The 23,200-nt window shown below is 71.9% G+C and carries 20 protein-coding genes and 1 tRNA gene; 10 read left to right on the top strand and 11 right to left on the bottom strand.

What is annotated here, in order from left to right; genetic code table 11:
• Window positions 1-91 precede the first annotated feature (91 nt).
• The 3 genes from ACFYM0_RS08110 to ACFYM0_RS08100 all read left to right on the top strand — a co-directional run bounded on the left by ACFYM0_RS08110 (window position 92) and on the right by ACFYM0_RS08100 (window position 3,124).
• The gene (locus ACFYM0_RS08110) at window positions 92-781 is read left to right on the top strand and encodes a response regulator transcription factor (RefSeq protein WP_388498493.1); all 690 of its coding nucleotides are present in this window, start codon (window positions 92-94) and stop codon (window positions 779-781) included.
• 96 nt (window positions 782-877) lie between these two features.
• Complete coding sequence (gene galE / locus ACFYM0_RS08105; RefSeq protein ID WP_388497955.1) at window positions 878-1,861, top strand: UDP-glucose 4-epimerase GalE; 984 nt, start codon at window positions 878-880, stop codon at window positions 1,859-1,861.
• A 477-nt stretch (window positions 1,862-2,338) separates the two neighbouring features.
• Entirely contained in the window at window positions 2,339-3,124 is a 786-nt protein-coding gene (locus tag ACFYM0_RS08100) for a LuxR C-terminal-related transcriptional regulator (protein WP_388497953.1), read from the top strand.
• Here ACFYM0_RS08100 and ACFYM0_RS08095 read toward each other — a convergent pair.
• Entirely contained in the window at window positions 3,083-3,580 is a 498-nt protein-coding gene (locus tag ACFYM0_RS08095) for a MarR family winged helix-turn-helix transcriptional regulator (protein ID WP_254385882.1), read from the bottom strand. The two genes, ACFYM0_RS08100 and ACFYM0_RS08095, sit on opposite strands and share 42 nt — an antisense overlap.
• Window positions 3,581-3,741: 161 nt before the next feature.
• Here ACFYM0_RS08095 and ACFYM0_RS08090 point away from each other — a divergent pair, with 161 nt between their 5' ends.
• Window positions 3,742-4,626, top strand: coding sequence for a trans-aconitate 2-methyltransferase (locus ACFYM0_RS08090; protein WP_388497950.1), 885 nt, complete (start codon window positions 3,742-3,744; stop codon window positions 4,624-4,626).
• A gap of 2 nt (window positions 4,627-4,628) precedes the next feature.
• The gene (locus ACFYM0_RS08085; protein ID WP_388497948.1) at window positions 4,629-5,009 is read left to right on the top strand and encodes a VOC family protein; all 381 of its coding nucleotides are present in this window, start codon (window positions 4,629-4,631) and stop codon (window positions 5,007-5,009) included.
• 75 nt (window positions 5,010-5,084) lie between these two features.
• Here the strand turns inward: ACFYM0_RS08085 and ACFYM0_RS08080 are convergent, their stop codons facing one another.
• The 3 genes from ACFYM0_RS08080 to ACFYM0_RS08070 form a co-directional block, all read right to left on the bottom strand.
• Complete coding sequence (locus ACFYM0_RS08080; protein WP_388498492.1) at window positions 5,085-6,794, bottom strand: FG-GAP repeat domain-containing protein; 1,710 nt, start codon at window positions 6,792-6,794, stop codon at window positions 5,085-5,087.
• A gap of 255 nt (window positions 6,795-7,049) precedes the next feature.
• Window positions 7,050-7,724 carry a TetR family transcriptional regulator gene (locus ACFYM0_RS08075; RefSeq protein WP_383947427.1) on the bottom strand — a complete coding sequence of 225 codons (675 nt, stop codon included), beginning with the start codon at window positions 7,722-7,724 and terminating at the stop codon, window positions 7,050-7,052.
• Window positions 7,721-8,701 carry an acyl-CoA desaturase gene (locus ACFYM0_RS08070; RefSeq protein WP_388497945.1) on the bottom strand — a complete coding sequence of 327 codons (981 nt, stop codon included), beginning with the start codon at window positions 8,699-8,701 and terminating at the stop codon, window positions 7,721-7,723. Before ACFYM0_RS08070 ends, ACFYM0_RS08075 begins: the two co-directional genes overlap by 4 nt.
• Before the next feature lie 363 nt (window positions 8,702-9,064).
• Between ACFYM0_RS08070 and ppc the strand changes: the two genes are divergently transcribed.
• Window positions 9,065-11,830, top strand: a complete 2,766-nt coding sequence (ppc, locus tag ACFYM0_RS08065) for a phosphoenolpyruvate carboxylase (RefSeq protein WP_388497942.1) — start codon at window positions 9,065-9,067, stop codon at window positions 11,828-11,830.
• A 109-nt stretch (window positions 11,831-11,939) separates the two neighbouring features.
• Here ppc and pth read toward each other — a convergent pair whose 3' ends face one another.
• The 5 genes from pth to ACFYM0_RS08040 all read right to left on the bottom strand — a co-directional run bounded on the left by pth (window position 11,940) and on the right by ACFYM0_RS08040 (window position 16,145).
• Window positions 11,940-12,530, bottom strand: coding sequence for an aminoacyl-tRNA hydrolase (gene pth / locus ACFYM0_RS08060; protein WP_327253105.1), 591 nt, complete (start codon window positions 12,528-12,530; stop codon window positions 11,940-11,942).
• 91 nt (window positions 12,531-12,621) lie between these two features.
• The gene (locus ACFYM0_RS08055; protein WP_385380100.1) at window positions 12,622-13,197 is read right to left on the bottom strand and encodes a 50S ribosomal protein L25/general stress protein Ctc; all 576 of its coding nucleotides are present in this window, start codon (window positions 13,195-13,197) and stop codon (window positions 12,622-12,624) included.
• A 208-nt stretch (window positions 13,198-13,405) separates the two neighbouring features.
• Complete coding sequence (locus ACFYM0_RS08050; protein ID WP_112451977.1) at window positions 13,406-14,383, bottom strand: ribose-phosphate diphosphokinase; 978 nt, start codon at window positions 14,381-14,383, stop codon at window positions 13,406-13,408.
• 133 nt (window positions 14,384-14,516) lie between these two features.
• Window positions 14,517-15,965, bottom strand: a complete 1,449-nt coding sequence (gene glmU / locus ACFYM0_RS08045; RefSeq protein ID WP_388497937.1) for a bifunctional UDP-N-acetylglucosamine diphosphorylase/glucosamine-1-phosphate N-acetyltransferase GlmU — start codon at window positions 15,963-15,965, stop codon at window positions 14,517-14,519.
• Between the two features lie 108 nt (window positions 15,966-16,073).
• Window positions 16,074-16,145 (bottom strand) — tRNA-Gln (locus ACFYM0_RS08040).
• 154 nt (window positions 16,146-16,299) lie between these two features.
• Between ACFYM0_RS08040 and ACFYM0_RS08035 the strand changes: the two genes are divergently transcribed.
• Window positions 16,300-17,577 carry a sensor histidine kinase gene (locus tag ACFYM0_RS08035; RefSeq protein ID WP_388497934.1) on the top strand — a complete coding sequence of 426 codons (1,278 nt, stop codon included), beginning with the start codon at window positions 16,300-16,302 and terminating at the stop codon, window positions 17,575-17,577.
• Window positions 17,574-18,140 (top strand): hypothetical protein, encoded by a 567-nt coding sequence (locus ACFYM0_RS08030; RefSeq protein ID WP_388497932.1) that lies wholly within the window; start codon window positions 17,574-17,576, stop codon window positions 18,138-18,140. The genes ACFYM0_RS08035 and ACFYM0_RS08030 overlap by 4 nt, the downstream gene beginning before the upstream one ends.
• Before the next feature lie 51 nt (window positions 18,141-18,191).
• Here the strand turns inward: ACFYM0_RS08030 and ACFYM0_RS08025 are convergent, their stop codons facing one another.
• A complete protein-coding gene (locus ACFYM0_RS08025) occupies window positions 18,192-18,716 on the bottom strand; it encodes an SUKH-3 domain-containing protein (protein WP_388497929.1) in 525 nt (174 codons plus the stop codon).
• A 5-nt stretch (window positions 18,717-18,721) separates the two neighbouring features.
• On the bottom strand, window positions 18,722-19,186 hold the full coding sequence (locus ACFYM0_RS08020) for a YwqJ-related putative deaminase (protein ID WP_388498490.1): 465 nt from the start codon (window positions 19,184-19,186) through the stop codon (window positions 18,722-18,724).
• Between the two features lie 418 nt (window positions 19,187-19,604).
• On the opposite strand from ACFYM0_RS08020, the gene ACFYM0_RS08015 reads away from it, so the two are divergent.
• Together ACFYM0_RS08015 and ACFYM0_RS08010 are read left to right on the top strand one after the other, a co-directional pair.
• Window positions 19,605-20,678: an SMI1/KNR4 family protein gene (locus ACFYM0_RS08015; RefSeq protein ID WP_388497926.1), complete on the top strand. Its 1,074-nt coding sequence runs from the start codon at window positions 19,605-19,607 to the stop codon at window positions 20,676-20,678.
• Window positions 20,679-20,685: 7 nt separating this feature from the next.
• Window positions 20,686-23,067: an SUKH-4 family immunity protein gene (locus tag ACFYM0_RS08010; RefSeq protein ID WP_388497923.1), complete on the top strand. Its 2,382-nt coding sequence runs from the start codon at window positions 20,686-20,688 to the stop codon at window positions 23,065-23,067.
• Window positions 23,068-23,200 lie beyond the last annotated feature (133 nt).

The following is a 23,200-nucleotide window of genomic DNA, read 5'->3' as shown; positions in this document are numbered from 1 at the left end:
GTCCTTCCGGGGGCTTCTGGGCGGTATCCGCACCGCGCCGTCGAACAAGCGTGTAGCTTGCCGGGTCAGAAGGGCGGGGGTGGGTGTCCCAATGGGCGTACGGGTCATGGTGGTCGACGAGCACCGGCTGCTGGCCGAGGCGCTCGCCTCGGCCCTGAAACTGCGCGGCCACCGGGTGCTGGCGGCCGCCGCCCCGGCCGCGGGCGCCGCCGAACTGGTCATCAGCCGGGCCCCGGAGGTCTGCCTGCTGGGCACCGCCACGCCCGCCGAGCCCGGGGTCTTCGAGCCGATCGTCCGGATCAAGCGGGAGCGTCCGCAGATCGCCGTGGTGGTCCTGGGACCGGTGCCGAGCCCGCGCGGGATCGCCGCCGCCTTCGCGGCCGGCGCCTCGGGGTACGTACGCCACGACGAGCGCATCGAGGGCGTGGAGCGGGCCCTGGCCAAGGCCCGGGCGGGGGAAGTGGCCATCTCGCCGCAGCTGTTGCAGGGGGCCTTCGCCGAGCTGCTCAACCCCGCCGCCCAGCCCGACGACGAGGGCAGCCGGCTGCTGCGGCTGCTCACCCCGCGCGAGGTGGAGGTGCTGGTCCGGGTCGCCGAGGGCGAGGACACCCGGCTCATCGCCGCCGGCATGGCCATCGCGCCGAGCACCGCGCGCACACACGTCCAGCGGGTGCTGATGAAGCTGGGCGTGGGCTCGCGGCTGGAGGCGGCCGCGCTGGCCGCGCGTACGGGTCTGCTGGACCGGGCCGGACCGCTGCCGTCCGGGGGCGCCCGGCCCTGATCCGGGCCCGGGATTTCCCCGGCGGCGCGGATTCGGGTATGCCGGTGACCAGCACGCGTACGGTGCGTGCGTTCCCCGGCGAGAGGCAGCAGGCACGTGAGCGAGACCGCGTCTTCCAAGGATTCCAAATACCTGGTCACCGGCGGAGCCGGATACGTGGGCGGGGTGGTCGCGGCCCACCTCCTGGAGGCGGGCCACGAGGTCACCGTCCTCGACGACCTCTCCACCGGCTTCCGTTCCGGGGTGCCGTCGGGCGCCGCGTTCATCGAGGGCCGGATCCAGGACGCCGCCGAGTACCTGGACCCCTCCTACGACGGGGTCCTGCACTTCGCGGCCTCCTCGCAGGTCGGCGAATCCGTGGTGAACCCCGGCAAGTACTGGGAGAACAACGTCGGCGGCACCCTGGCCCTGCTGGCCGCGATGCGCGGGGCGGGAGTGCGCCGACTGGTGTTCTCCTCCACCGCGGCCACCTACGGGGAGCCCGGCGACGGTCCGCTGACCGAGTCCTCGGTGACCGCCCCCACCAACCCGTACGGGGCCTCGAAGCTCGCCGTCGACCACATGATCGCGGGAGAGTGCGTGGCGCACGGCCTCGCGGCGGTCTCGCTGCGCTACTTCAACGTGGCCGGCGCGTACGGGCAGTTCGGAGAACTGCACGACCCCGAGACCCACCTGATCCCGCTGGTGCTGCAAGTGGCCCTCGGCGAGCGGGAGTCGATCTCCGTGTTCGGTGAGGACTACCCGACCCCGGACGGCACCTGCGTCCGGGACTACATCCACGTCGCCGACCTCGCGGAGGCCCACCTGGCGGCGCTGCGGGTCGCCGCCGGGGGCGAGCACCTGGTGTGCAACCTCGGCAACGGCAGCGGGTTTTCCGTCCGCGAGGTCATCGAGACGGTCCGCAAGGTCACCGGGAAGGAGATTCCCGAGATCGTGGCCCCCCGCCGGGCCGGCGACCCGGCCTTCCTCGTCGCCTCCGCCCGCACGGCCCACGAGCGCCTCGGCTGGACCCCGACCCGCTCGGACCTCACGGGCATCGTGACGGACGCCTGGAACTTCACCCGCGCCCGGCGCGGCTGAGCCCTCCGGTACCCCCGCCCCACCCCTGCCGCGCCCGCGCCCCCGCCCCCACCAGGGCGGGGGCGCGCGTGCGTTCCGGGCGCGCCCTCGCCGGGCGCTGCACGCGGGCGCCCGGCGTGCGCACGCCGAGTGAAATACCCTCCGTGCAACTGCCCATGGCACACGACCGGACGGAACGGGCCTTCCGCGGACAGGAAGTAGGCGATTTCAAGCCACCCCGGAGCCCCTTCGGAAGCGCCTCGCCGGAAAATCGCTCGAAAAACTTCTGCAATTCGGCCAACCACGAGCCGACCCCGGCCCTACGCTGATGCGTGACACCGGTGGGGGCCGGTGTTGATTCAGGGGTCGAGACAAGTCGGGTACGACGTCCGGTCCGGGGTAGTGCAGAGATGTCACGGCGGCGGCCGCGGCGCCTGCGGATCACCCGGTCCGGGCGTCGTACCCGCAGTCGTCCGTTCCCCGACCCTTGGGGGTTTTGTGGTCCGTATCCGGGTACTCGTGGTCGACGATCACCGTATCTTCGCCGAATCTCTCGCCGCCGCGCTCGCGGCCGAACCGGACGTGGACGTCTCCGCGGCCGGCAGTGGCCCCGCCGCGCTGCGCTGCCTCGAACGCGCGGTGGCCGAGGGCCGCCGCTTCGACGTCCTGCTCGTCGACTCCGACCTGGCCGCCGTCCCCGCGGGCGTCCCCGCCCAGCGGGAGTCCGCCTCCGTCCCGCCCGCCGCCGACGGGATCGCGCTGGTGGCAGGCGTACGCGTGTCCCATCCCGAGGTCCGTACGGTCGTACTCGCCGAGCGCGACGACGCACGCCGGGCCGCCCTCGCGCTCCAGGCGGGAGCGTCGGGCTGGGTGGCCAAGGACTGCTCGCTGTCCCGGCTCCTGGCCGTCATCCGCGGAGTCCTGCGCGAGGAGACGCACCTTCCGCCCGCGCTGCTCACCGGAGTGCTCCGCGAGCTGACCGCGGCGCGCAAGCACCGTACCGACAGCGAACGGCTGGTGGAGTCCCTCACGCCCAGGGAGCACGAGGTGCTGCGCTGCATGGTGGCGGGACTGGGCCGCAAGGACGTGGCCGCGCGGCTGTTCCTCTCCCCGCACACCGTCCGCACCCACATGCAGAACGTGCTGGGCAAGCTGGGGGTGCACTCCACGCTCGCGGCGGTCGCCCTGGCCCGGCGGGCCGGCGTACGCCCCGCCGACCTGCCGGGACTGCCGGGGCAGGGACTAGCCGGGGATGTTGTCGAACGGAGCGGTCAACTGGCGTAGCAGGCCGGCGAGATCGGCGCGCTGCGTCCGCGAGAGCTGGGCCAGGATCGCCCGTTCCTGGGCCAGCAGCCCGGCGAGCGCCTGGTCGGCGCGGTCGCGACCTTCGGGGCTGAGGCGCACCAGGACCCCGCGGCGGTCGTTGGGGTCCGGCAGCCGTTCGACGAGGCCCTTCTTGGCGAGCCGGTCGATGCGGTTGGTCATGGTCCCGGAGGTCACCAGGGTCTGCGTCAACAGCTGGCCGGGGGAGAGCTGGTAGGGCGCGCCCGCTCGCCGCAGCGAGGTCAGGACGTCGAACTCCCAGGGCTCCAGACCGTGCTCGGAGAAGGCCAGCCGGCGGGCGCGATCGAGATGCCGCGCGAGCCTGCTGACGCGGCTGAGCACCTCGAGTGGTTCCACGTCGAGGTCAGGGCGTTCCCGCCGCCATGCCGCGACCAGTCGGTCGACCTCGTCCTCCATGCGGATCAGTGTAAAGGGTCTGTCGACGTGAAGTCTCTTTAAATCGAGCATCTCGATCTCAAGTATCTTGACATCGAGATATATTTTCCGCCACCATGGGGCATGGAGGGGGCCGGAGCAGCTTCCGATTCCGACCGCACTGCCAGCAGGGAGGCCCGAACATGCATTCCGATACCGCGCCGGCCAGGATTCCGGCGTCGACCACGGACGTGGCGCCCACCGCGCCGACCACCCCCACCGCCCCCACATGGGACCCGCAGCAGTACCTCCGGCACGCCGGCCACCGGGCCAGGCCCTTCCTCGACCTTCTGGCCCGCATACCCGAGCTCCCCTCCCGGGCCGCCCGGATCGCGGACCTCGGCTGCGGACCCGGCAACGTCACCGCGCTCCTCGCGGACCGCTGGCCCGAGGCCCACATCACCGGCTACGACCTCTCCCCCGAGATGCTCCACCGCGCCGATGCCGAATACGCCGGCCCCACCGGCGGCGGAGGCAGGCTCGACTTCCGCCACGGCAACCTCGCCGACTGGCTCCCGGAGGAGCCCTACGACCTGATCGTCTCCAACGCCGCCTTCCAGTGGGTCCCCGGCCACGCCGGCTCCTTCGCCCCCTGGGTCAACGGACTGCGCCCCGGCGGGACCTTCGCCTTCCAGATCCCCGGCAACTTCACCGCCCCCAGCCACCGGATCCTCGCCGAGCTGTGCGACACCCCGCGCTGGCGGGCCCGGCTCGCCGGACACGGAGCCCGCTACATCCACATCCTCGAACCCTCCGGATACCTGGAGCGGTTCACCGAGCTCGGCTGCGCCGCCGACGTGTGGGAGACCACCTACCACCAGCTCCTCGAGGGCTCCGACCCGGTACTGGACTGGGTGAAGGGCACCGCGCTGCGGCCCGTGCTCACCGCGCTGGCCGACGACGAGGAGGCCGCCGAGGCCTTCCTCGCCGAGTACCGCACCCTGCTTCGCGCGGCCTACCCCACGGGCCCCCGGGGCACCGTCTTCCCGTTCCGCCGGATCTTCGCCGTCGCCCGCAGGGAGGCCTGAGCATGCTCGCCGGAGTCGACCACGTCCAGCTCGCCGCCCCGCCCGGCTCGGAGGACCGGCTTCGGGCCTATTACACCGAGGTGCTCGGCATGACCGAGATCCCCAAGCCGCCGGTGCTCGCGGCGCGCGGCGGCTGCTGGTTCGCCGCCGGGCCGGTCCAGCTCCACCTGGGCATCGAGGAGGACTTCCACCCCGCCCGCAAGGCCCACCCGGGACTCAGGGTCGACGGCATCGAGGCCTACGCCGGCAGACTGGAGGAGCGGGGTGCCACGGTCGTCTGGGACGACAACCTGCCGGGGCACCGCCGCTTCTACTCCGAGGATCCGGTGGGCAACCGGCTGGAGTTCCTGGAACGGCACACCCCGGAACGCGTCGGCCGCTGAACGGCCACGGCGCACACGAAGGCGCCCCGCCACCGGAGATCCGGTGGCGGGGCGCCTTCGTGTGCGCGGGACCGACTAGTGCAGTTCCGCGTAGGTGTTCCAGCCTCCACCGATGGAGGTGCTGCCCTGGAAGGTGTTCAGGCCCTTGAAGCCCGTCGCCTTGTACACGAACGCCGTGCCGGCGGAGTCGACGCCGACGAGGTCGGTGCGGCCGTCACCGGTGATGTCGCCGACCGCGGCCAGCTTCTTCAGGCCGTTCCAGCCGGTGCCGATCTTGACGCGGTCGCCGAAGCTCTTGGTGCCGGTGCCCGGGTAGGCCCACAGCGTGCCGTCCGTACCGCGCGCGAGCAGGTCGGCGCGGCCGTCGCCGGTCACGTCGCCGGCGCCCAGGAGCTTGTTGTAGATGCCCCAGCCGGCGCCGAGGCGGATCCGGTCGCGGAACTGGTAGCCGTTGCCGTAGCTCGGGTAGAGCCACAGCACGTTGGACTTGTCGCGGGCCAGCAGGTCGCCGTAGCCGTCGCCGTTGATGTCGCCCGGGCCGACGAGGGAGTTGTAGATGTCCCAGCCGGCGCCCAGGTAGTGGTCGCCGATGTAGAGCTTGCCGCCGCCCCACATGAGGAACTGGGCGTCGTTCGTGGCGTTGAAGGAGGAGGCCATGGCCATGCCGACCTGGCTGATCGGCGCTTCGCCGTTGCTCAGGATCTTCTGGCGGTCGTCGAAGCCGCCGTTCATCCTGCCGCCGTACCAGTAGACGGCGCCGGCGCCGGTGCGGCCGACCAGCTCGGCGCGGCCGTGCGCGGGCACGCCGCCCTGGCCGGCGAACAGGTTGGTGTAGTGCCAGTTGGAGCCCAGCACCTTACGGTCGGCGAAGCCTCCGGAGGACTTGGGAGCGTAGGTCCACGTCTTGCCGCTCGCGTCGCGGCCCACGAGCCAGTTGCCGCCCGTGTTGTTGGTCAGCACGAAGAGCTGGTTGTACATGTTCCAGCCGGTGCCGCTCTTGATCCGGTCGCCGAAGCCGCCGCCGGCCTTGCCCGGGTAGACGTAGAGCGTGCCGCCCGGCGTGGCCGCCACCAGGTCGGCGCGGCCGTCGCCGTTGAAGTCGCCGCCGCCGCCGACGATCTGGGAGTAGCCGTCCCAGCCGCCGCCGAGGGAGATGCGGGCGCCGTACGGGCTGCCGGAGCCGGCCGTGCCGTTGCCCGGGTACAGGTACAGGGAGCCCGCGTAGGTGCGGGCCAGCAGGTCGGCGTTGCCGTCGCCGGTCACGTCGCCGACACCGGTGACCTTGTTGTAGATGTTCCAGCCGCCGCCGGACCAGCCGGTGCGGTAGGTACCGGCGGTGTTCGCCGACAGGAGGGACAGCTTGCCGGCGACGGAGAGCGTCAGCAGCTCGGGCTGCCCGTCGCGGTTGAGGTCACCGGCCGTGACGACGTCCTTGAAGTCCTCGCCGTAGCCCGCGCCGTCGATGTAGTACTCGGCGTCGCTCTGACCGTTGAAGGTCTTCAGGTACGACGTGTCGTTGAGCCCGCGGTACAGGATGTCGGACCAGCCGTCACCGTCCACGTCGAGCAGCGGCGTCAGCGAGGCGGCCGCCGTGCGGGCGGCGCCCTTGGTCGCCGGGGCCTGCGGGCGGACGCCCGTGGCGCGGTCGTCGGTCTTGGGCCGCTCGACCTTCGGCGTGGGGACCGGCTTCTCGGCGGCCGAGGCCGACGTACCGGAAAGGATCATGCCCGCCGCGAGGGCGAGGGCGGTGCAGGCCGCGATGCGGCCGGAGCGCGAGGAGCGCATGAAAGACAAGAGGTCTCCCTGGTAGTCAGGCGAAACCGGGCTGAACGATCTCGTCCACGGCGCGCGGCAGTGCTGCGCTGCACGTGAGACGGCATTCCCCCCCGGGAGTTACCGAAGACTACCTGTGTGGCGCGTGTTGTCTAGACATTAAACGAGCTATTTTGATCACGTTCAGAACGCAGCGGTGCCCGGGGCCTCGGGCCCCGGGCACCAGGTGCGATGGCCCGCTCACGCACGGCGAACGGGCGGGTGCGCTCACTTCTTGCGGTGGCCCACCAGCCGCGGCTTCGCCTCCAGGTTCTCCAGTCCGTGCCAGGACAGGTTCACCAGGTGCGCGGCCACCTCGGCCTTCTTCGGCTGCCGCGTCTCCAGCCACCACTGCCCGGTCAGCGCGACCATCCCGACCAGGGCCTGGGCGTACAGCGGGGCCAGCTTCGGGTCGAAGCCGCGGGCCTTGAACTCCAGACCGAGGATGTCCTCGACCTGCGTGGCGATGTCGCTGATCAGCGAGGCGAAGGTGCCCGTCGACTGGGCCACGGGGGAGTCACGGACCAGGATCCGGAAACCGTCCGTGTAGTTCTCGATGTAGTCCAGCAGTGCGAACGCCGCCTGCTCCAGCAGTTCCCGCGGGTGCCCGGCCGTCAGCGCGCCCGTCACCCCGTCCAGCAGCTGGCGCATCTCGCGGTCCACGACGACCGCATAGAGGCCCTCCTTGCCGCCGAAGTGCTCGTAGACCACCGGCTTGGAGACTCCGGCCTTCGCCGCGATCTCCTCCACCGACGTGCCCTCGAACCCCTTCTCGGCGAACAGGGTGCGGCCGATGTCCAGCAGTTGCTGACGCCGTTCGGCGCCCGTCATCCGGACCCGGCGGCTGCGCCTGGGCTTCTCGCTGCTGGAACTGCTGCCGTCGTTTCCCACGTCCCCCATCATGCCGCGTTCGACACTTCTTCCTTGCGCCGGGCGTCGATGCGGGCCTCGGACGGCCAGCGGACGTCGGACGCCCAGCCCAGCTGTTCGAACCAGCGGATCAGCCGTGCGCTGGAGTCGACCTGGCCGCGCAGCACACCGTGCCGGGCGGACGTCGGGTCGGCGTGGTGCAGGTTGTGCCAGGACTCGCCGCAGGACAGCACCGCCAGCCACCACACGTTGCCGGAGCGGTCGCGCGACTTGAACGGGCGCTTGCCCACCGCGTGGCAGATCGAGTTGATCGACCACGTCACGTGGTGCAGCAGCGCGACGCGGACCAGGGAGCCCCAGAAGAACGCGGTGAAGGCGCCCCACCACGACATCGTCACCAGACCGCCCACCAGCGGCGGCAGCGCCAGCGAGAACATCGTCCAGAAGATGAAGTCGCGCGAGATGCGGCGGATCGCAGGGTCCTTGATCAGGTCCGGGGCGTACTTCTGCTGGTCGGTCTGCTCCTCGTCGAAAAGCCACCCGATGTGCGCCCACCACAGGCCCTTCATCAGGGCCGGCACCGTCTCGCCGAAGCGCCACGGCGAATGCGGGTCGCCCTCGTGGTCGGAGTACTTGTGGTGCTTGCGGTGGTCGGCCACCCAGCGGACCAGGGGTCCCTCGACCGCCATCGAGCCCATGACCGCCAGGGCGATCCGCAGCGGCCGCTTCGCCTTGAAGGAACCGTGAGTGAAGTAGCGGTGGAAGCCGATGGTGATCCCGTGGCAGGCCAGGAAGTACATGAAGACCATCAGGCCCACGTCCAGCCAGCTCACCCCCCAGCCCCACGCGAGCGGAAGCGCCACCAGCAGTGCGAGGAAGGGGACGGTGATGAACAGCAGCAGCGCGATCTGCTCCACGGACCGCTTGCTCTCACCGCCGAGGGTCGCGGACGGCACTGACGTGCCGGAAGACGCCGAGGCGTCCTCGATCACGTCGGGACTGATGGTCATAGGTGTGTCCCCTGAGGGTGAGGGAGTCGGCAGGCGCGCCGCCCGGCCACACATCCCTACGGGTGCGTAACCTACGGCAACGTAAGTATGGCAAAGGTCCCCCGCGGGGCAAGAGGAGCGCGCCCGCGGCCGGGTCCATCGGCCCTGGCCGCAGGGCCGTCGTCCCGCCTGGTGACACACGGGCCTGGTCACCGGTACGGGCCACCTATCCTGGTGTCGTCGGACAGCGCGGTCCGCACGGGCAGCCCGAGCTGCGCATCAGGAGCGGTGGCACCGCCGGACCCAGGTCCGGACGGCCACCACCGCGCGCATACCGGGGCCCACCTCCCAGTAGCGCTCGAAACACTGCAAGGAGCCGCACCTGTGAGCAGTGCCGACCAGGCCCACTCGACCACCGCCCCGGCGACCTCCCCCGCCGGCGCCGCCAACGCCGAGCTGCGCGCGGACATCCGCCGCCTCGGCGACCTCCTCGGCGAGACCCTCGTACGCCAGGAGGGCCAAGACCTCCTCGACCTGGTCGAACGCGTCCGAGCCCTCACGCGCACCGACGGCATCGCGGCCGCCGAGCTGCTCGGCGACACCGACCTGGAGACCGCCGCCAAGCTGGTGCGCGCCTTCTCCACCTACTTCCACCTCGCCAACGTCACCGAGCAGGTGCACCGCGGCAAGGAACTGCGCGCCCACCGCGCCGCCGAGGGGGGCCTGCTGGCCCGCACGGCCGACATGCTCAAGGACGCGGACCCCGAGCACCTGCGCGAGACGGTCAAGAACCTCAACGTCCGCCCCGTCTTCACCGCGCACCCCACCGAGGCGGCCCGCCGCAGCGTCCTCAACAAGCTGCGCCGCATCGCGGCCCTCCTGGAGGAGCCCGTCGCGGGCGCCGGCGAGCGCCGCCGCCACGACCTGCGCCTCGCGGAGAACATCGACCTCGTCTGGCAGACCGACGAACTGCGCGTGGTCCGTCCGGAGCCCGCCGACGAGGCGCGCAACGCCATCTACTACCTCGACGAGCTGCACGCCGGCGCCGTCGGCGACGTCCTGGAAGACCTCGCCGCCGAGCTCCAGCGCGTCGGCATCGAGATCCCGGCCGGCACCCGCCCGCTCACCTTCGGCACCTGGATCGGCGGCGACCGGGACGGCAACCCCAACGTCACCCCCGAGGTGACCCGGGACGTGCTGATCCTCCAGCACGAGCACGGCATCACCGACGCCCTGGAACTCATCGACTTCCTGCGCGGACTGCTGTCGAACTCCATCCGCTACACCGGCGCCACCGAGGAGCTCCTCACCTCCCTCCAGGCCGACCTGGAGCGCCTCCCGGAGATCAGCCCGCGCTACAAGCGGCTGAACGCCGAGGAGCCGTACCGCCTCAAGGCCACCTGCGTCCGGCAGAAGCTCCTCAACACCCGCGAGCGCCTCGCCAAGGGCACCCCGCACGAGGATGGCCGCGACTACCTCGGCACCGCCGAGCTGCTCACCGACCTCACCCTCATCCAGACCTCCCTGCGCGAGCACCGCGGCGCGCTCTTCGCCGACGGCCGCATGGACCGCACCATCCGCACGCTGGCCGCCTTCGGCCTCCAGCTCGCCACGATGGACGTGCGCGAGCACGCGGACGCCCACCACCACGCGCTGGGCCAGCTCTTCGACCGGCTCGGCGAGGAGTCCTGGCGCTACGCGGACATGCCCCGCGACTACCGCGGCCGGCTCCTGGCCAAGGAGCTGCGCTCGCGCCGCCCGCTGGCGCCCACCCCGGCCCCGCTCGACGCGGCCGGCCAGAAGACGCTCGGCGTGTTCGGCGCCATCAAGGACGCCTTCGAGAAGTTCGGCCCCGAGGTCATCGAGTCCTACATCATCTCGATGTGCCAGGGCGCCGACGACGTCTTCGCCGCCGCCGTCCTCGCCCGCGAGGCCGGCCTCATCGACCTGCACGGCGGCTGGGCCAAGATCGGCATCGTCCCGCTCCTGGAGACCACGGACGAGCTCAAGGCCGCCGACGTCATCCTCGACGAGATGCTCGCCGACCCCTCCTACCGGCGCCTGGTCTCGCTGCGCGGCGACGTCCAGGAGGTCATGCTCGGGTACTCCGACTCCTCCAAGTTCGGCGGCATCACCACCTCCCAGTGGGAGATCCACCGCGCCCAGCGCCGGCTGCGCGACGTGGCCCACCGCTACGGCGTGCGCCTGCGCCTCTTCCACGGCCGCGGCGGCACCGTCGGCCGCGGCGGCGGCCCCTCGCACGACGCGATCCTCGCGCAGCCCTGGGGCACCCTGGAGGGCGAGATCAAGGTCACCGAGCAGGGCGAGGTCATCTCCGACAAGTACCTCGTCCCCTCGCTGGCCCGCGAGAACCTGGAGCTGACGGTCGCGGCCACCCTCCAGGCCTCCGCCCTGCACACCGCCCCGCGCCAGTCCGACGAGGACCTGGCCCGCTGGGACGCGGCCATGGACACCGTCTCGGACGCCGCGCACGACGCGTACCGCGAGCTCGTCGAGGACCCGGACCTGCCGGCGTACTTCTTCGCCGCCACCCCCGTGGACCAGCTCGCCGACCTGCACCTGGGTTCGCGCCCCTCGCGCCGCCCCGACTCCGGCGCCGGCCTCGACGGCCTGCGCGCCATCCCGTGGGTGTTCGGCTGGACCCAGTCCCGCCAGATCGTCCCCGGCTGGTACGGGGTCGGCTCGGGCCTGAAGGCCCTGCGCGAGGCCGGCCAGGGCGACGCGCTGGCCGAGATGGGCGAGCGCTGGCACTTCTTCCGCAACTTCCTGTCCAACGTCGAGATGACGCTGGCCAAGACGGACCTGCGGATCGCCCGCCACTACGTCGACACCCTGGTGCCCGACGAGCTCAAGCACGTCTTCGCCCGCATCGAGGCCGAGCACGAGCTCACCGTCCGCGAGGTCCTGCGGATCACCGGGGGCGAGAAGCTCCTCGACTCCAACCCGGTCCTCCAGCAGACCTTCTCGGTCCGCGACGCGTACCTGGACCCGATCTCCTACCTCCAGGTCTCGCTGCTGGCCCGCCAGCGCGCGGCCGCCGAGCGCGGCGAGGAAGCGGACCCGATCCTGTCCCGGGCGCTGCTCCTCACCGTCAACGGCGTCGCCGCCGGTCTGCGCAACACCGGCTGAGGCTTCGCACGGCACGCAAGAGGGCCCGCACACCGGATGGTGTGCGGGCCCTCTTGCGCGTCCGGCTGTCGGCCGCTCGGGCTGTCGGCCCCTTTAACTGTTGGCCCCTTCAACTGTTGTACGTGGACTGCGCGCGTTCCAGGCCCTCCTGGATCAGGCACTCCACGGCGTCCGCCGAACGGTCGACGAACCAGTCCAGCTCCTTGCGCTCCGTGGAGGAGAAGTCCTTCAGCACGAAGTCGGCGACCTGCATCCGGCCGGGGGGCCGGCCGATGCCGCAGCGCACCCGGTGGTAGTCCGGGCCCATCGACTTGGTCATGGACTTCAGGCCGTTGTGGCCGTTGTCCCCGCCGCCCAGCTTCAGCCGCAGCGTCGGGTAGTCGATGTCCAGCTCGTCGTGGACCGCGATGATCCGGTCCAGCGGCACCTTGTAGAAGTCCCGCAGCGCCGTCACCGGGCCGCCGGACAGGTTCATGAACGACATGGGCTTGGCCAGCACCACGCGCCGGTTCAGCGGTCCCGGCGGGCCCATCCGGCCCTCGACCACCTGGGCGCGGGCCTTGTGCGCCTTGAACTTGCCGCGCATCCGCTCCGCCAGCAGGTCGGCCACCATGAAACCGATGTTGTGGCGGTTGCCCGCGTACTCCGCACCCGGGTTCCCGAGACCCACGATCAGCCAGGGCGCCGCGTCGTCCGACATCAAAAGCTCCTTATACGAAGACGACCGCCGTCCCGCTCCAGTGGAGCCGGACGGCGGTCGTTCAGCAAGTGCTGAGGGGGAGGCGCGAGGCTCAGGCCTCGGTGCCCTCGGCGGCCGGCTCCTCGGTGCCCGCACCGATGACCTGCAGGACGGCGATGTCGCCGTCGACGGCCAGCGTGGTGCCGGCCGGCAGGACCAGGTCGGAGGCGGTGATGGTGGCACCGGCCTCCAGGCCCGCGATCGAGACGGTGACCTCGGTCGGGATGTGGGTGGCCTCGGCCTCGACGGAGATGGTGTTCTGGAGGGTCTCCAGCATGTTGCCGCCCGGGGCCAGCTCGCCCTCGGTGACGATCGCGACGTCGACGGTGACCTTCTCGCCCTTCTTGACGATCAGGAAGTCGACGTGGGAGATCGAACGCTTCAGCGGGTGCTTCTGAACGGCCTTCGGGATGACCAGCTCGGTGCCGGCGCCCTCGATGTCCAGGGAGAGCAGGACGTTCGGGGTACGCAGCGCCAGCTGGAGGGCGTGGGCGTCCACGTTGACGTGCTTGGGGTCGGTGCCGTGGCCGTAGATGACCGCGGGGGTCAGGGCGTCACGGCGGGCCTGGCGGGCAGAGCCCTTGCCGAAGTTTTCGCGGACCTTCGCGGCAAGCTTGATCTCGGACATGCTCACTCCTCGTGGGGTGACGGAAATGGACGACAGTCACCCGGCCGGAACACGGCCTGCTACGAAGAGCGCGTCGATAACGGAGCATCCCCACCTGTGGAAAACAGGTGCGGCCTCCCTCGCCGAGCAACTCAAGGAGTGTACCCGGCGGGGAGGCCGTACCCAAAAATGATCTGACCCCTGAGGAGTCGGCACAGTGCGGACGTGCTTACTGCTGCTCTTCGAACAGGCTGGTGACCGAGCCGTCCTCGAAGACCTCGCGCACGGCGCGGGCGATCATCGGGGCGATGGAGAGCACGGTGATCTTGTCGAGCTCCAGGTCGGACGGGTCCGGCAGGGTGTTCGTGAACACGAACTCGCTGACCTTGGAGTTCTTCAGGCGGTCGGCGGCCGGGCCCGACAGGATGCCGTGCGTGGCCGTCACGATGACGTCCTCCGCGCCGTGCGCGAAGAGCGCGTCGGCGGCGGCGCAGATGGTGCCACCCGTGTCGATCATGTCGTCGACCAGGACGCAGACGCGGCCCTTGACCTCACCGACGACCTCGTGGACGGTCACCTGGTTGGCGACGTCCTTGTCACGGCGCTTGTGGACGATCGCCAGCGGCGCGTCCAGACGGTCGCACCAGCGGTCGGCGACGCGTACGCGGCCGGCGTCCGGGGAGACGATCGTCAGCTTGGAGCGGTCGACCTTGGCGCCGACGTAGTCCGCGAGGACCGACAGGGCCGAAAGGTGGTCGACCGGGCCGTCGAAGAAGCCCTGGATCTGGTCGGTGTGCAGATCGACCGTGAGGATGCGGTCCGCACCCGCGGTCTTCAGCAGGTCCGCGACCAGGCGGGCCGAGATCGGCTCGCGGCCCTTGTGCTTCTTGTCCTGGCGGGCGTACCCGTAGGACGGGACGATCACGGTGATGGAGCGTGCCGACGCGCGCTTGAGCGCGTCGATCATGATCAGCTGCTCCATGATCCACTTGTTGATCGGAGCCGTGTGGCTCTGGATCAGGAAGCAGTCCGCGCCACGCGCCGACTCCTGGAATCGGACGTAGATCTCGCCGTTCGCGAAGTCGAAAGCCTTGGTCGGCACGAGGCCTACACCGAGCTGGTGCGCGACCTCCTCGGCCAGCTCGGGGTGGGCGCGGCCGGAGAAGAGCATCAGCTTCTTCTCGCCGGTCGTCTTGATCCCGGTCACAGCACTGTCTCCTCAGACGTGGGAAAGCTGCTCGCCCCCATGTGCGTCCGTCCCGCACACGGTGAGCCAGCCGAATTGCGTTCACGTATCACGGTACGCCGTCTCGGGCGTAGCCGTTTCCGGTCAGTTCACCTCAGCGTTCGTCGGAGTCCTCGTGGACCGCCGACTGGGCCGCCGTTGCGGCCGCGCTTCCCGGACGCTTGCGGGCCACCCAGCCCTCGATATTCCGCTGCTGGCCGCGGGCGACGGCCAGGGCGCCGGGCGGCACGTCCTTCGTGATCACGGAGCCGGCGGCCGTGTAGGCGCCGTCCCCGATGGTGACGGGAGCCACAAACATGTTGTCCGAACCCGTCTTGCAGTGTGAGCCGACGGTCGTGTGGTGCTTGTGTTCGCCGTCGTAGTTGACGAACACGCTGGCGGCGCCGATGTTCGTGTACTCGCCGATCGTCGCGTCGCCGACGTAGGACAGGTGCGGGACCTTGGTGCCCTCGCCGATCGTGGCGTTCTTCATCTCCACGTACGTGCCGGCCTTGGCCTTCGCGCCCAGGTTCGTGCCCGGACGCAGGTACGCGAAGGGGCCGACGCTCGCCGAGGCGCCGACGACGGCGGTGTCCGCCACCGTGTTGTCCACGCGGGCGCCCGCACCCACGTGGGTGTCCTTCAGGCGGGTGTTGGGGCCGACCTCGGCCTGCTCGGCGATGTGCGTGGTGCCGAGCAGCTGGGTGCCGGGGTGCACGATCGCGTCCTGGCCGAAAGTCACCGTCACGTCGACGAGGGTGCTCGCCGGGTCGACGATCGTCACGCCGGCGAGCATGGCGCGCTCCAGCAGGCGGGCGTTCAGCAGTGCGCGGGCCTCGGCGAGCTGGACCCGGTTGTTGATCCCGAGGATCTGCCGGTGGTCCGCGCCCACGGCCGCGCCGACGCGGTGGCCGGCCTCGCGCAGGATGCCGAGCACATCGGTGAGGTACTCCTCGCCCTGGCTGTTGTCGGTGCGGACCTTGCCGAGGGCGTCGACGAGGAGGGCGCCGTCGAAGGCGAAGACCCCGGAGTTGATCTCGCGGATGGCGCGCTGGGCGTCGGTGGCGTCCTTGTGCTCGACGATGGCGGTGACCGCCCCGTCGGCGCCGCGGATGATCCGGCCGTACCCGGTGGAGTCGGGGACCTCGGCGGTCAGCACGGTGACGGCGTTGCCGTCGGCCTCGTGCGTGGCCGTCAGCGCGGCCAGGGTCTCGCCGGTCAGCAGCGGGGTGTCGCCGCAGACGACGACCACGGTGCCGGCGGGCCGGTCGGTGCCGAGCTCTTCGAGGGCCATCCGGACGGCGTGCCCGGTGCCGTTCTGCTCGTACTGGACTGCCGTGCGGACGTCGGCGTCGATCGCGGCGAGGTGCGCGGTGACCTGCTCGCGGGCGTGCCCGACGACGACGACGAGGTGGGTGGGGTCCAGCTCGCGGGAGGCGGCGACGACGTGACCGACGAGCGAGCGCCCGCTGATCTCGTGCAGAACCTTGGGTGTGGCCGACTTCATGCGGGTGCCTTCACCCGCTGCGAGTACGACGACGGCTGCCGGGCGGTTGGCGCTCACGGGTGTGCCCTTCGGCTTCGGGTGGTGGACCCGTGAAGGATACCGGTGGGTTTAAGGCCCTAAACGAGGGTGGGTCCCGACTGTGCAAGTCAGGACCCGGACCGTGAGCTCCCCTGTCAGGACTCGAACCCGAACATAAGGCACCAAAAGCCTCAGTGCTGCCAATTACACCACAGGGGATTAACCGACCAAACCGGACATTGCGCCCCGATGGTTGAGTCGACGGGACCTACTATGCCGCACCGGGCGCCCTGAATGCGACGGTACAAATCCGAGCCCTTCAACGGGATTTCCGGTCGCCTCCGTACCGGGGCCGCTGCGTAGGCTGGACCGCATGACCAGTACGGGGGAAGAGCAGGGAGAGGCGGGGGCCGGGCGGGACGGGCCCCTGTGGTGGGAGCGGCGCAGGTCGGCCGTGCTGGACGCGGGGCTCGGCGCGGTGTCCGCCGCCGAGTGCGCGGTGGAGGGCGTCTGGTTCGCCCACGAGGCCGGGATCCCGGTCTTCGCCGGGGTGCTGTTCGGGGTCCTGGTCGGGTCGGTGCTCGTCCTGCGGCGGCGCTGGCCGATCGTCGTGGTGCTGGTCGGCATCGCGGTGGCGCCGGCGGCCATGGGGTTCCTGCTCGGGTTGGTCGGGCTGTACACGCTGGCCGCCTCCGAGGTGCCCCGGCGGATCACCGCGACCCTGGCGTCGATGTCGCTGGCCGCGACCTACGTGGCGATGTACATGCGGACCCGGAACGACCCCGAGATCACCTTCACCTTCGCCGTCACCCTGTCCGTGTTCGTGGCGGTGGCGCTGACCGTGCCGCCGGTGCTGCTCGGCCTGTACACGGCGGCCCGCAGGCGGCTGATGGAGAGCTTGCAGGAGCGGGCGGACTCGCTGGAGCGGGAGCTGTCGCTGCTCGCGGACCGGGCGGAAGAACGCGCCGAGTGGGCCCGTACGGAGGAGCGGACCCGGATCGCACGGGAGATGCACGACGTCGTGGCGCACCGGGTGTCGCTCATGGTCGTGCACGCGGCGGCGGTCCAGGCGATCGCCGCCAAGGATCCGGTGAAGGCCGCGAGGAACGCCGCGCTGGTCGGGGACATGGGACGCCAGGCGCTGACGGAGCTGCGCGAGATGCTCGGCGTGCTGCGGGCGCAGGCGCCGAAGCCGGCGGTCGTGGCCGCGCCGGTGGCCCTGGTGGGGAGCTTCGAGGACGGACCGACGCTGGGCGAGCTGGAGGCGCTGGTGGGACAGTCGCGGGCGGCCGGGATGGTCGTGGAGCTGGACGTGCGCGGCGAGTACTCCGCGTACGTGGCGGAGGTGGAGCAGACCGCCTACCGGGTGGTGCAGGAGGCGCTGACCAACTGCCACAAGCACGCCGCGGGCGCACGGGTCGTCGTACGGCTGGCACACCGGGAGGGAGAGGTGGCCATGCAGGTGGAGAACGGCCCCTGCGACGGCAAGGCGACCGAACCGGGACTGCCCAGCGGCGGGAACGGCCTGGTCGGGATGCGCGAGCGGGTGCTCGGACTGGGCGGGGTGTTCGTGTCCGGCCCGACGGACGAGGGCGGCTTCAAGGTCTCGGCGGTCCTGCCGGGCGAGCGGAAAGGGGGAGAGCCGGGATGACCGGGACGACGGTGGGCTGGGATCCGGTGGGCTGGGATCCGGTGGCGGAGCTGACGGACGAGGACCGGAAGCTGTTCCAGGGGCGGTGGGAGAAGCGGCTCTGGCTGAACGTTCCGGGACCCTTCTACACGGGCGAGACGGACACGTGCTGGACCGGGCGGCTCAACGCGCCCGGCAACGTGATGTACGCGGCGAGCACCGAGGACGCCCTCGAGTACGTCTTCCGGCAGCCGCGGAGCCCGGCCGAGGTCCGCGAGGTGGTGAACGCGGCGGACGAGGAACCCTTCCAGGAGTACGCGTACGACGGGGACCGCTGGTGGACCCCGGAGACGGTGCGCCGGTGGTGGGCCGGGCGGGCCCGGGTCGAGGAACACCTGGAGATCACGCTGGCCGAGTACGCGGACAGCGTCCATCCCGCCGACCGGGACGCCGCCGCGGGGGCGCGGGAGTTCCGGGCGTACCTGGAGGGCGGGCTCGCCGCCGACCTGCGGGCGTACCTCTTCCGGCTGGAGGAGGGCCGCTACCCGGGGGAAGGGGAGCGGCTTCCCGGGCTGGAGGGCTAGGGCGTCTCCCGCGGATCCTGCCGGTCGGGCCGGGCCCGCGGCGTCCGGTGCTCAGCCCGCCGTCAGACGGGTCGGCTGGAGGCCGGTCAGGAGGAGGGTGAGGGCCTCGTCGAGGCTCGAGCCGAGGTACCAGTCGCCGGTGTGGTCCACGCAGTAGACGCGGCCCTCGCGGTCGAGGGCGAAGTGGGAGCCTCCCCCGGCCGGGTCCGTGCCGGCCTCGACGCCGAGCGGGCAGAGCTGGGTGGAGAGGGCGCGGCCGAGGTCCGCGAAGGTACGGGCGAGGTGCAGGCCCGTGAGCGGGTCCAGGCGTATCGCGGTGGGCGCGATCTGGCGGCCGGGGCCGGGGGCGGTGACGGTGAGGTTGCCGAACTCCGCCCAGGCCTCGACGGCTGCCGGGAACACGGTGTGCCGGTGCCCGGCGGGCGTGGTGTGGTCGCGCAGGGCGTCGGCCCAGTACTCGGCTTGCTTGATGTCCCAGCGGCCCGGCTCCCAGCCGGCGGTGCGCAGGGCGGAGTCCACGGCGACGGGGAAGCGGGTCGCGGAGGAGCGGGCGTACGAAGCGGAGGTGGTCGTCATGGCGGCTACTCGGGGTGAGTGAGGTCGACGGGGCGTACGCCGAAGTGGGCGAGGAGGGCCTCGCAGGAGCGGCAGGGCGGTGCGTAGCTGCCGTGGAGCGGGTCGCCGTCCTCGCGGATGCGGCGAGCGGTGATCTTGGAGTGCTTCAGCGAGCGGCGCGCCTCGCTGGGCGTCAGGGGCTTGCGCGAGGCGCGCTTGCTGCGGGCGCCCTCGACGGCGGCGAGGTGGCGGGAGAGCAGGATCGCCTCCGGACATCGGCCGGTGAAACGTTCGCGCTGGCCGCTCGTGAGGGTGTCGAGGAAATCCTGTACGAGGGCGTGCAGTACGGGCGGCAGGTCGGCCTTGCCGGCGGTCCCGGTGAGGGTTTCGCCGCGTACGGACAGGGCGGCGGCCACGGTGGGCAGGATCCCGTCGCGGCGGAAGCGGAGCGTGGGCACGGCGGGGCGGCCGTCCCCTCCGCCCCAGCGCAGCCGGGGGTCGCCGGGGCCCTGGTCGGCCGCGGCGCGGGCCTGCGCGGGGGCGGCCGCCGGGCCGCCGGTTCCCGTGGGGCCGGGCGGGTCCGCCGGTCCGGGGGAGTCCGCGGGGCCCGCGGATCCCCGGGCTCCCGCGCCCCCTGAGTGGGCGTCGGCCGCGTCTGTACGTGTTGCCGTGTTCTGCATGGTGCGCTTTCCCTCCCGTGGCCGCGGTGCTGACCGCTGTCGCGCACGCCCCCGTGCTGTGGGGACAGCCTGTCAAATGTCCTGTGGCATGCGGAAGCGGGGTCGAATATTCGTATCAATTCGGATCTTCCCGGCCGTCCCGCGGGGTCCCCGCACACGTGCGGGTGACGTCCTTGCCGGAGCACATAGGCTGTGGTGAACCAGCCAGATCCAGCAGGGGGCTACCGCCATGACGACAGGTCGGCTCGGGCATCAGGCCGCGCCACCCAACGCCGCTTATTCGGGGCAGGTCGTGCATTTCCCGGACCCCGTCCGGGCCGCGCGCCATCCCCACGGAGTCCGCATCGACGCGAACGGGCACCCTGACTTCGCGCCGTACGCCCGTGCCGCCGTCGAGATCGCCGAGCCCCCGGAGGGCTTCGGCGTGGACGAGCTGCGCCTGACGGACTGCGTGTCCGCGAACGCGGCCATGCGGGCGACCGGCCACGAACTGTGGGACACGGTCGGCCCGGTGTCGACCCCGCACGGCTGGACCTGGCACCACGTGTCCGGCACGCGCCGCATGGAGCTGGTCCCGGTCGAGGTGAAGTCGCTGCTGAGGCACCACGCCGGTCTGGCGACGGCGGCGGTGGACCACGACAAGCGCGGGACGCGGCCCTTGCAGGAGGTGCGCCCGGTGCACCTGGGGCTGCCCAAGACGGTGGTCTCGGTGTCCGAGCAGCAGGTCCAGGGCGTCGAGGAGGACCTCGGCTACCGGCTCCCGGAGGCGTACCGCTCCTTCCTGAAGGCGGCGGGCGGCTGCGCGCCGGTGGGCGCCGGTCTCGACGTGGAGCTGGGACTGCTCGTGGACCAGCCGTTCTTCACGGTGCGCGAGGAGGCGGCGGTCAACGACCTCCTCTACGTCAACAAGTGCCTGCGGGACCACCTGACGAAGGACTACCTGTGCGTGGCCTTCGTGCAGGGCGGGCTGCTCGCGGTGAAGGTGCGCGGGGAGTCCTCGGCGGGCGGAGTCGGATCGGTCTGGTTCTCCCCGTTCGACGATGCGCGCGACCAGGACGGCTGGTCCGTCCAGGAACGCGTGGAGCGGTTGCTGCTGCCGTGCGGTGCGGATTTCGACGCCTTCCTGGAACGGCTGGCGGGCAATCCGCCGGAGCTGGAAACGGTGGCCGGTCTGATGGTGGACGGCGGATTCGCGCGCTCGGTTCCCGTGTCGGGCGCAGGTTCGGGAGCAGGGCCGGGTGCCGGGTCGGCAGAACGTTCGGTTCCGGGTGCCGGTCCGGCAGCGGCACCGGTGGAAGGGTGACGGCGCGATGGTGACGTTTGCGCAGGCGCAGGAGCGCGCCGAGGAATGGATCAACGGGGACGTGCCCGCGTACCAGCACCGAGAGGTGCGCGTACGGGAGTTCGGACTCGGTTTCGTCGTGTGGGCGGAGGACCGCGCGGCGGGCCCCGTGTCGGGGGCCGGCCGGCAGCGGCTCGTCATCGCGCGGGACAGCGGGGAGGTGACGCTCTGGCCCGGCCTGCCGGTGGGTGAGGTGATCCGCCGCTACGAGGAGGAGTACGGGGCGTCCGCCGCGCAGGCCGAGGCTTCGGTCCCGGTGCCGCGCATCGACTCGGAACAGACCTCGTTCATGCTGAGTCCGCCCGAGTGGCTCCAGGAGGCGGCGGACCGTGCGGGGATCCCCGCGGCTCCGGTGGCCCCGGCGGTGCCCGCCGCTCCGGAAGCCCCGGCGGACCCTTCTGTGCCGGTCGGGCAGGCGGCTCCGGCCGCTCCTTCCGCTGCGGGCCCTTCGGAGCCGCAGCCGGTGCCGTTGCGGCGCGGGGGAGAGGTCCCCCACGAGCCGACCGCCAACGACGGGATGCCGGCCGCGGTCCCGACCGGGGCCACGCCCTGGGCCGGTACCGATGTGAACCCCGGTGCGGACTCCGTGTCCGTACCGCTGCCGGCGACGGTGTTCGCGCCGCCGCTGTCCGGAACGGACCTGGACGACGCCCCGGCATCGTCGGGGCCGGGCCCGGAGGCGCGCACGACCCTGATGCCCAGGGGCAGTGAGCTGCCCAAGACGGCCGTCGTGCCCGCGCTGGACCCGGAGTCCTCGCGGTCGGGGCAGGCAGAGGGGCAGGGCTCCGGCTCCGCCGCCGGTTCCGGCGGGGTGTCCGGCGGGGTGTCCCGTGGGGACATCGCCGACGCGCCGACGAGCAAGGCCCGGGTCAACCGGCCCGGGGCCCCCGCGCCCGTGACTCCGCCGGGTCCGCCCGGTGCGCCCGGTGCGCCCGGCGGCGGTGCCGGGTCGCCTTCGCACGCCGCCACCATGCTCGCGGGCCCCGGCGGTCCGCAGCAGCCCGCGCCGCCCGGCCCGCCCGGCGCTCCGGGTGCTCCCGGTGGCGGGCTGGACCATGCCGCGACGATGCTGGCGGGTCCGGCCGTGACCGGGCAGCCCGCGCCTCCCGGTCCGCCGGGGGCTCCCGGGTCGTCGGGGTCGTCCGGCGGGCGCGGAGACGCCTACGCCGCCACCATGCTGGCCGGTCCCGGCGTACCCCGGCCGCCCGGTCCGCCGGGTGCGCCCGGCGCTCCGGGTGCTCCCGGTGGCGGGCTGGACCATGCCGCGACGATGCTGGCCGGTCCGGCCGTGACCGGGCAGCCCGCGCCGCCCGGCCCGCCCGGTCCCGCGCCGCAGTCACCCGTACACGCGCCGCAGGCACCCGCTTCCGGGGCGCCCACGGTCGGCCCCGGCTACCAGGCCGTACTGCGCTACCGGGCTCCCGACGGCTCCGAGCAGCAGCTCATCCGCCGTTCCGCGCCCGGCACCCCGCACCCGGAGTGGCAGATCCTCTACGAGCTGCGGGCCATGAACGTGCCTCCGCAGCAGGTGCTGGAACTGCACACCGAGCTGGCCTCGTGCGAACTGCCCGGCGGCTACTGCGCGCGCATGATCCGGGAGACCTGGCCCCAGGTCCGGATCACGAGCGTGGCTCCGTACGGCACGGACCACGCGGGCCGGCAGCAGGGCATGCGGCACCTGCTGACCCACCAGGGCGAACTGCACCAGGTGGCGGACGGCCCGGCGCGCCCCGCGCCGGTGCGCGCACCGCTGCCGCAGGTGCCGTTGCAGCCGGCGATCCCGCTGGACGCGATCGCGCAGGAGCTGGCGGGGGCGTTCGGGCCGCAGGGCGTGTTCCGCTTCGAGCAGCGCGCGGTGTCCCGGCAGGGCGTGCCGGAGATCGTGGCGCAGACGCTGATGTGGTCGGGTCTGCCCGTCGATTTCGGGCCGTTCTTCTGGGCCCAGGCCGTACCGGGTGCCCCGCTGCCGACGCTGGCCGAGCTGGCGGCGCAGCGGCAGGTGCAGCCGGCCTCGGACGCGGGCTCGTACCTGGTGGTGGGCAGCGACTTCGGCAAGGCCCTGTGCGTGCAGTACGGGACCGCGCACATCGTGGCGGTGCCGGTGGAGAGCGGTCCGGGCGGGGCTCCGGTGCCCCCGCAGTTCGTCAACTCCTCGCTCCCGCAGTTCGTACGGTCGCTGGCGATGCTGGGTCACATGTGGCGGCTGCGCCAGCATCTGACGCCGGAGCAGGCGGGCCGCTGGACCGTCGATTTCCAGGCGAACCTGGCGGGGCTGGACAGTGCGGCGCTCGCGTCGCCGGAGAACTGGTGGTCGGTGCTGCTGGAGCAGATGTGGGACGGGCTCCTCTGACCGGTTTCTGCTGATCTCGAGCGGATCCTCAGGGGATCCTCCGAGGATCCCCAGCTCATCCGGATGGCCGGGTCGTGACCCTCGAACAGGGTCTCGGCCCGGCCATTCGGGCTTCTGGGAGCAAATGACGCAT

It is taken from the genome of Streptomyces sp. NPDC006487 (assembly GCF_042870555.1).
Taxonomy (GTDB): Bacteria; Actinomycetota; Actinomycetes; order Streptomycetales; family Streptomycetaceae; genus Streptomyces.
Note: the sequence above shows the minus strand (reverse complement) of the source record. Positions and strands in the feature narration are given on the sequence as shown.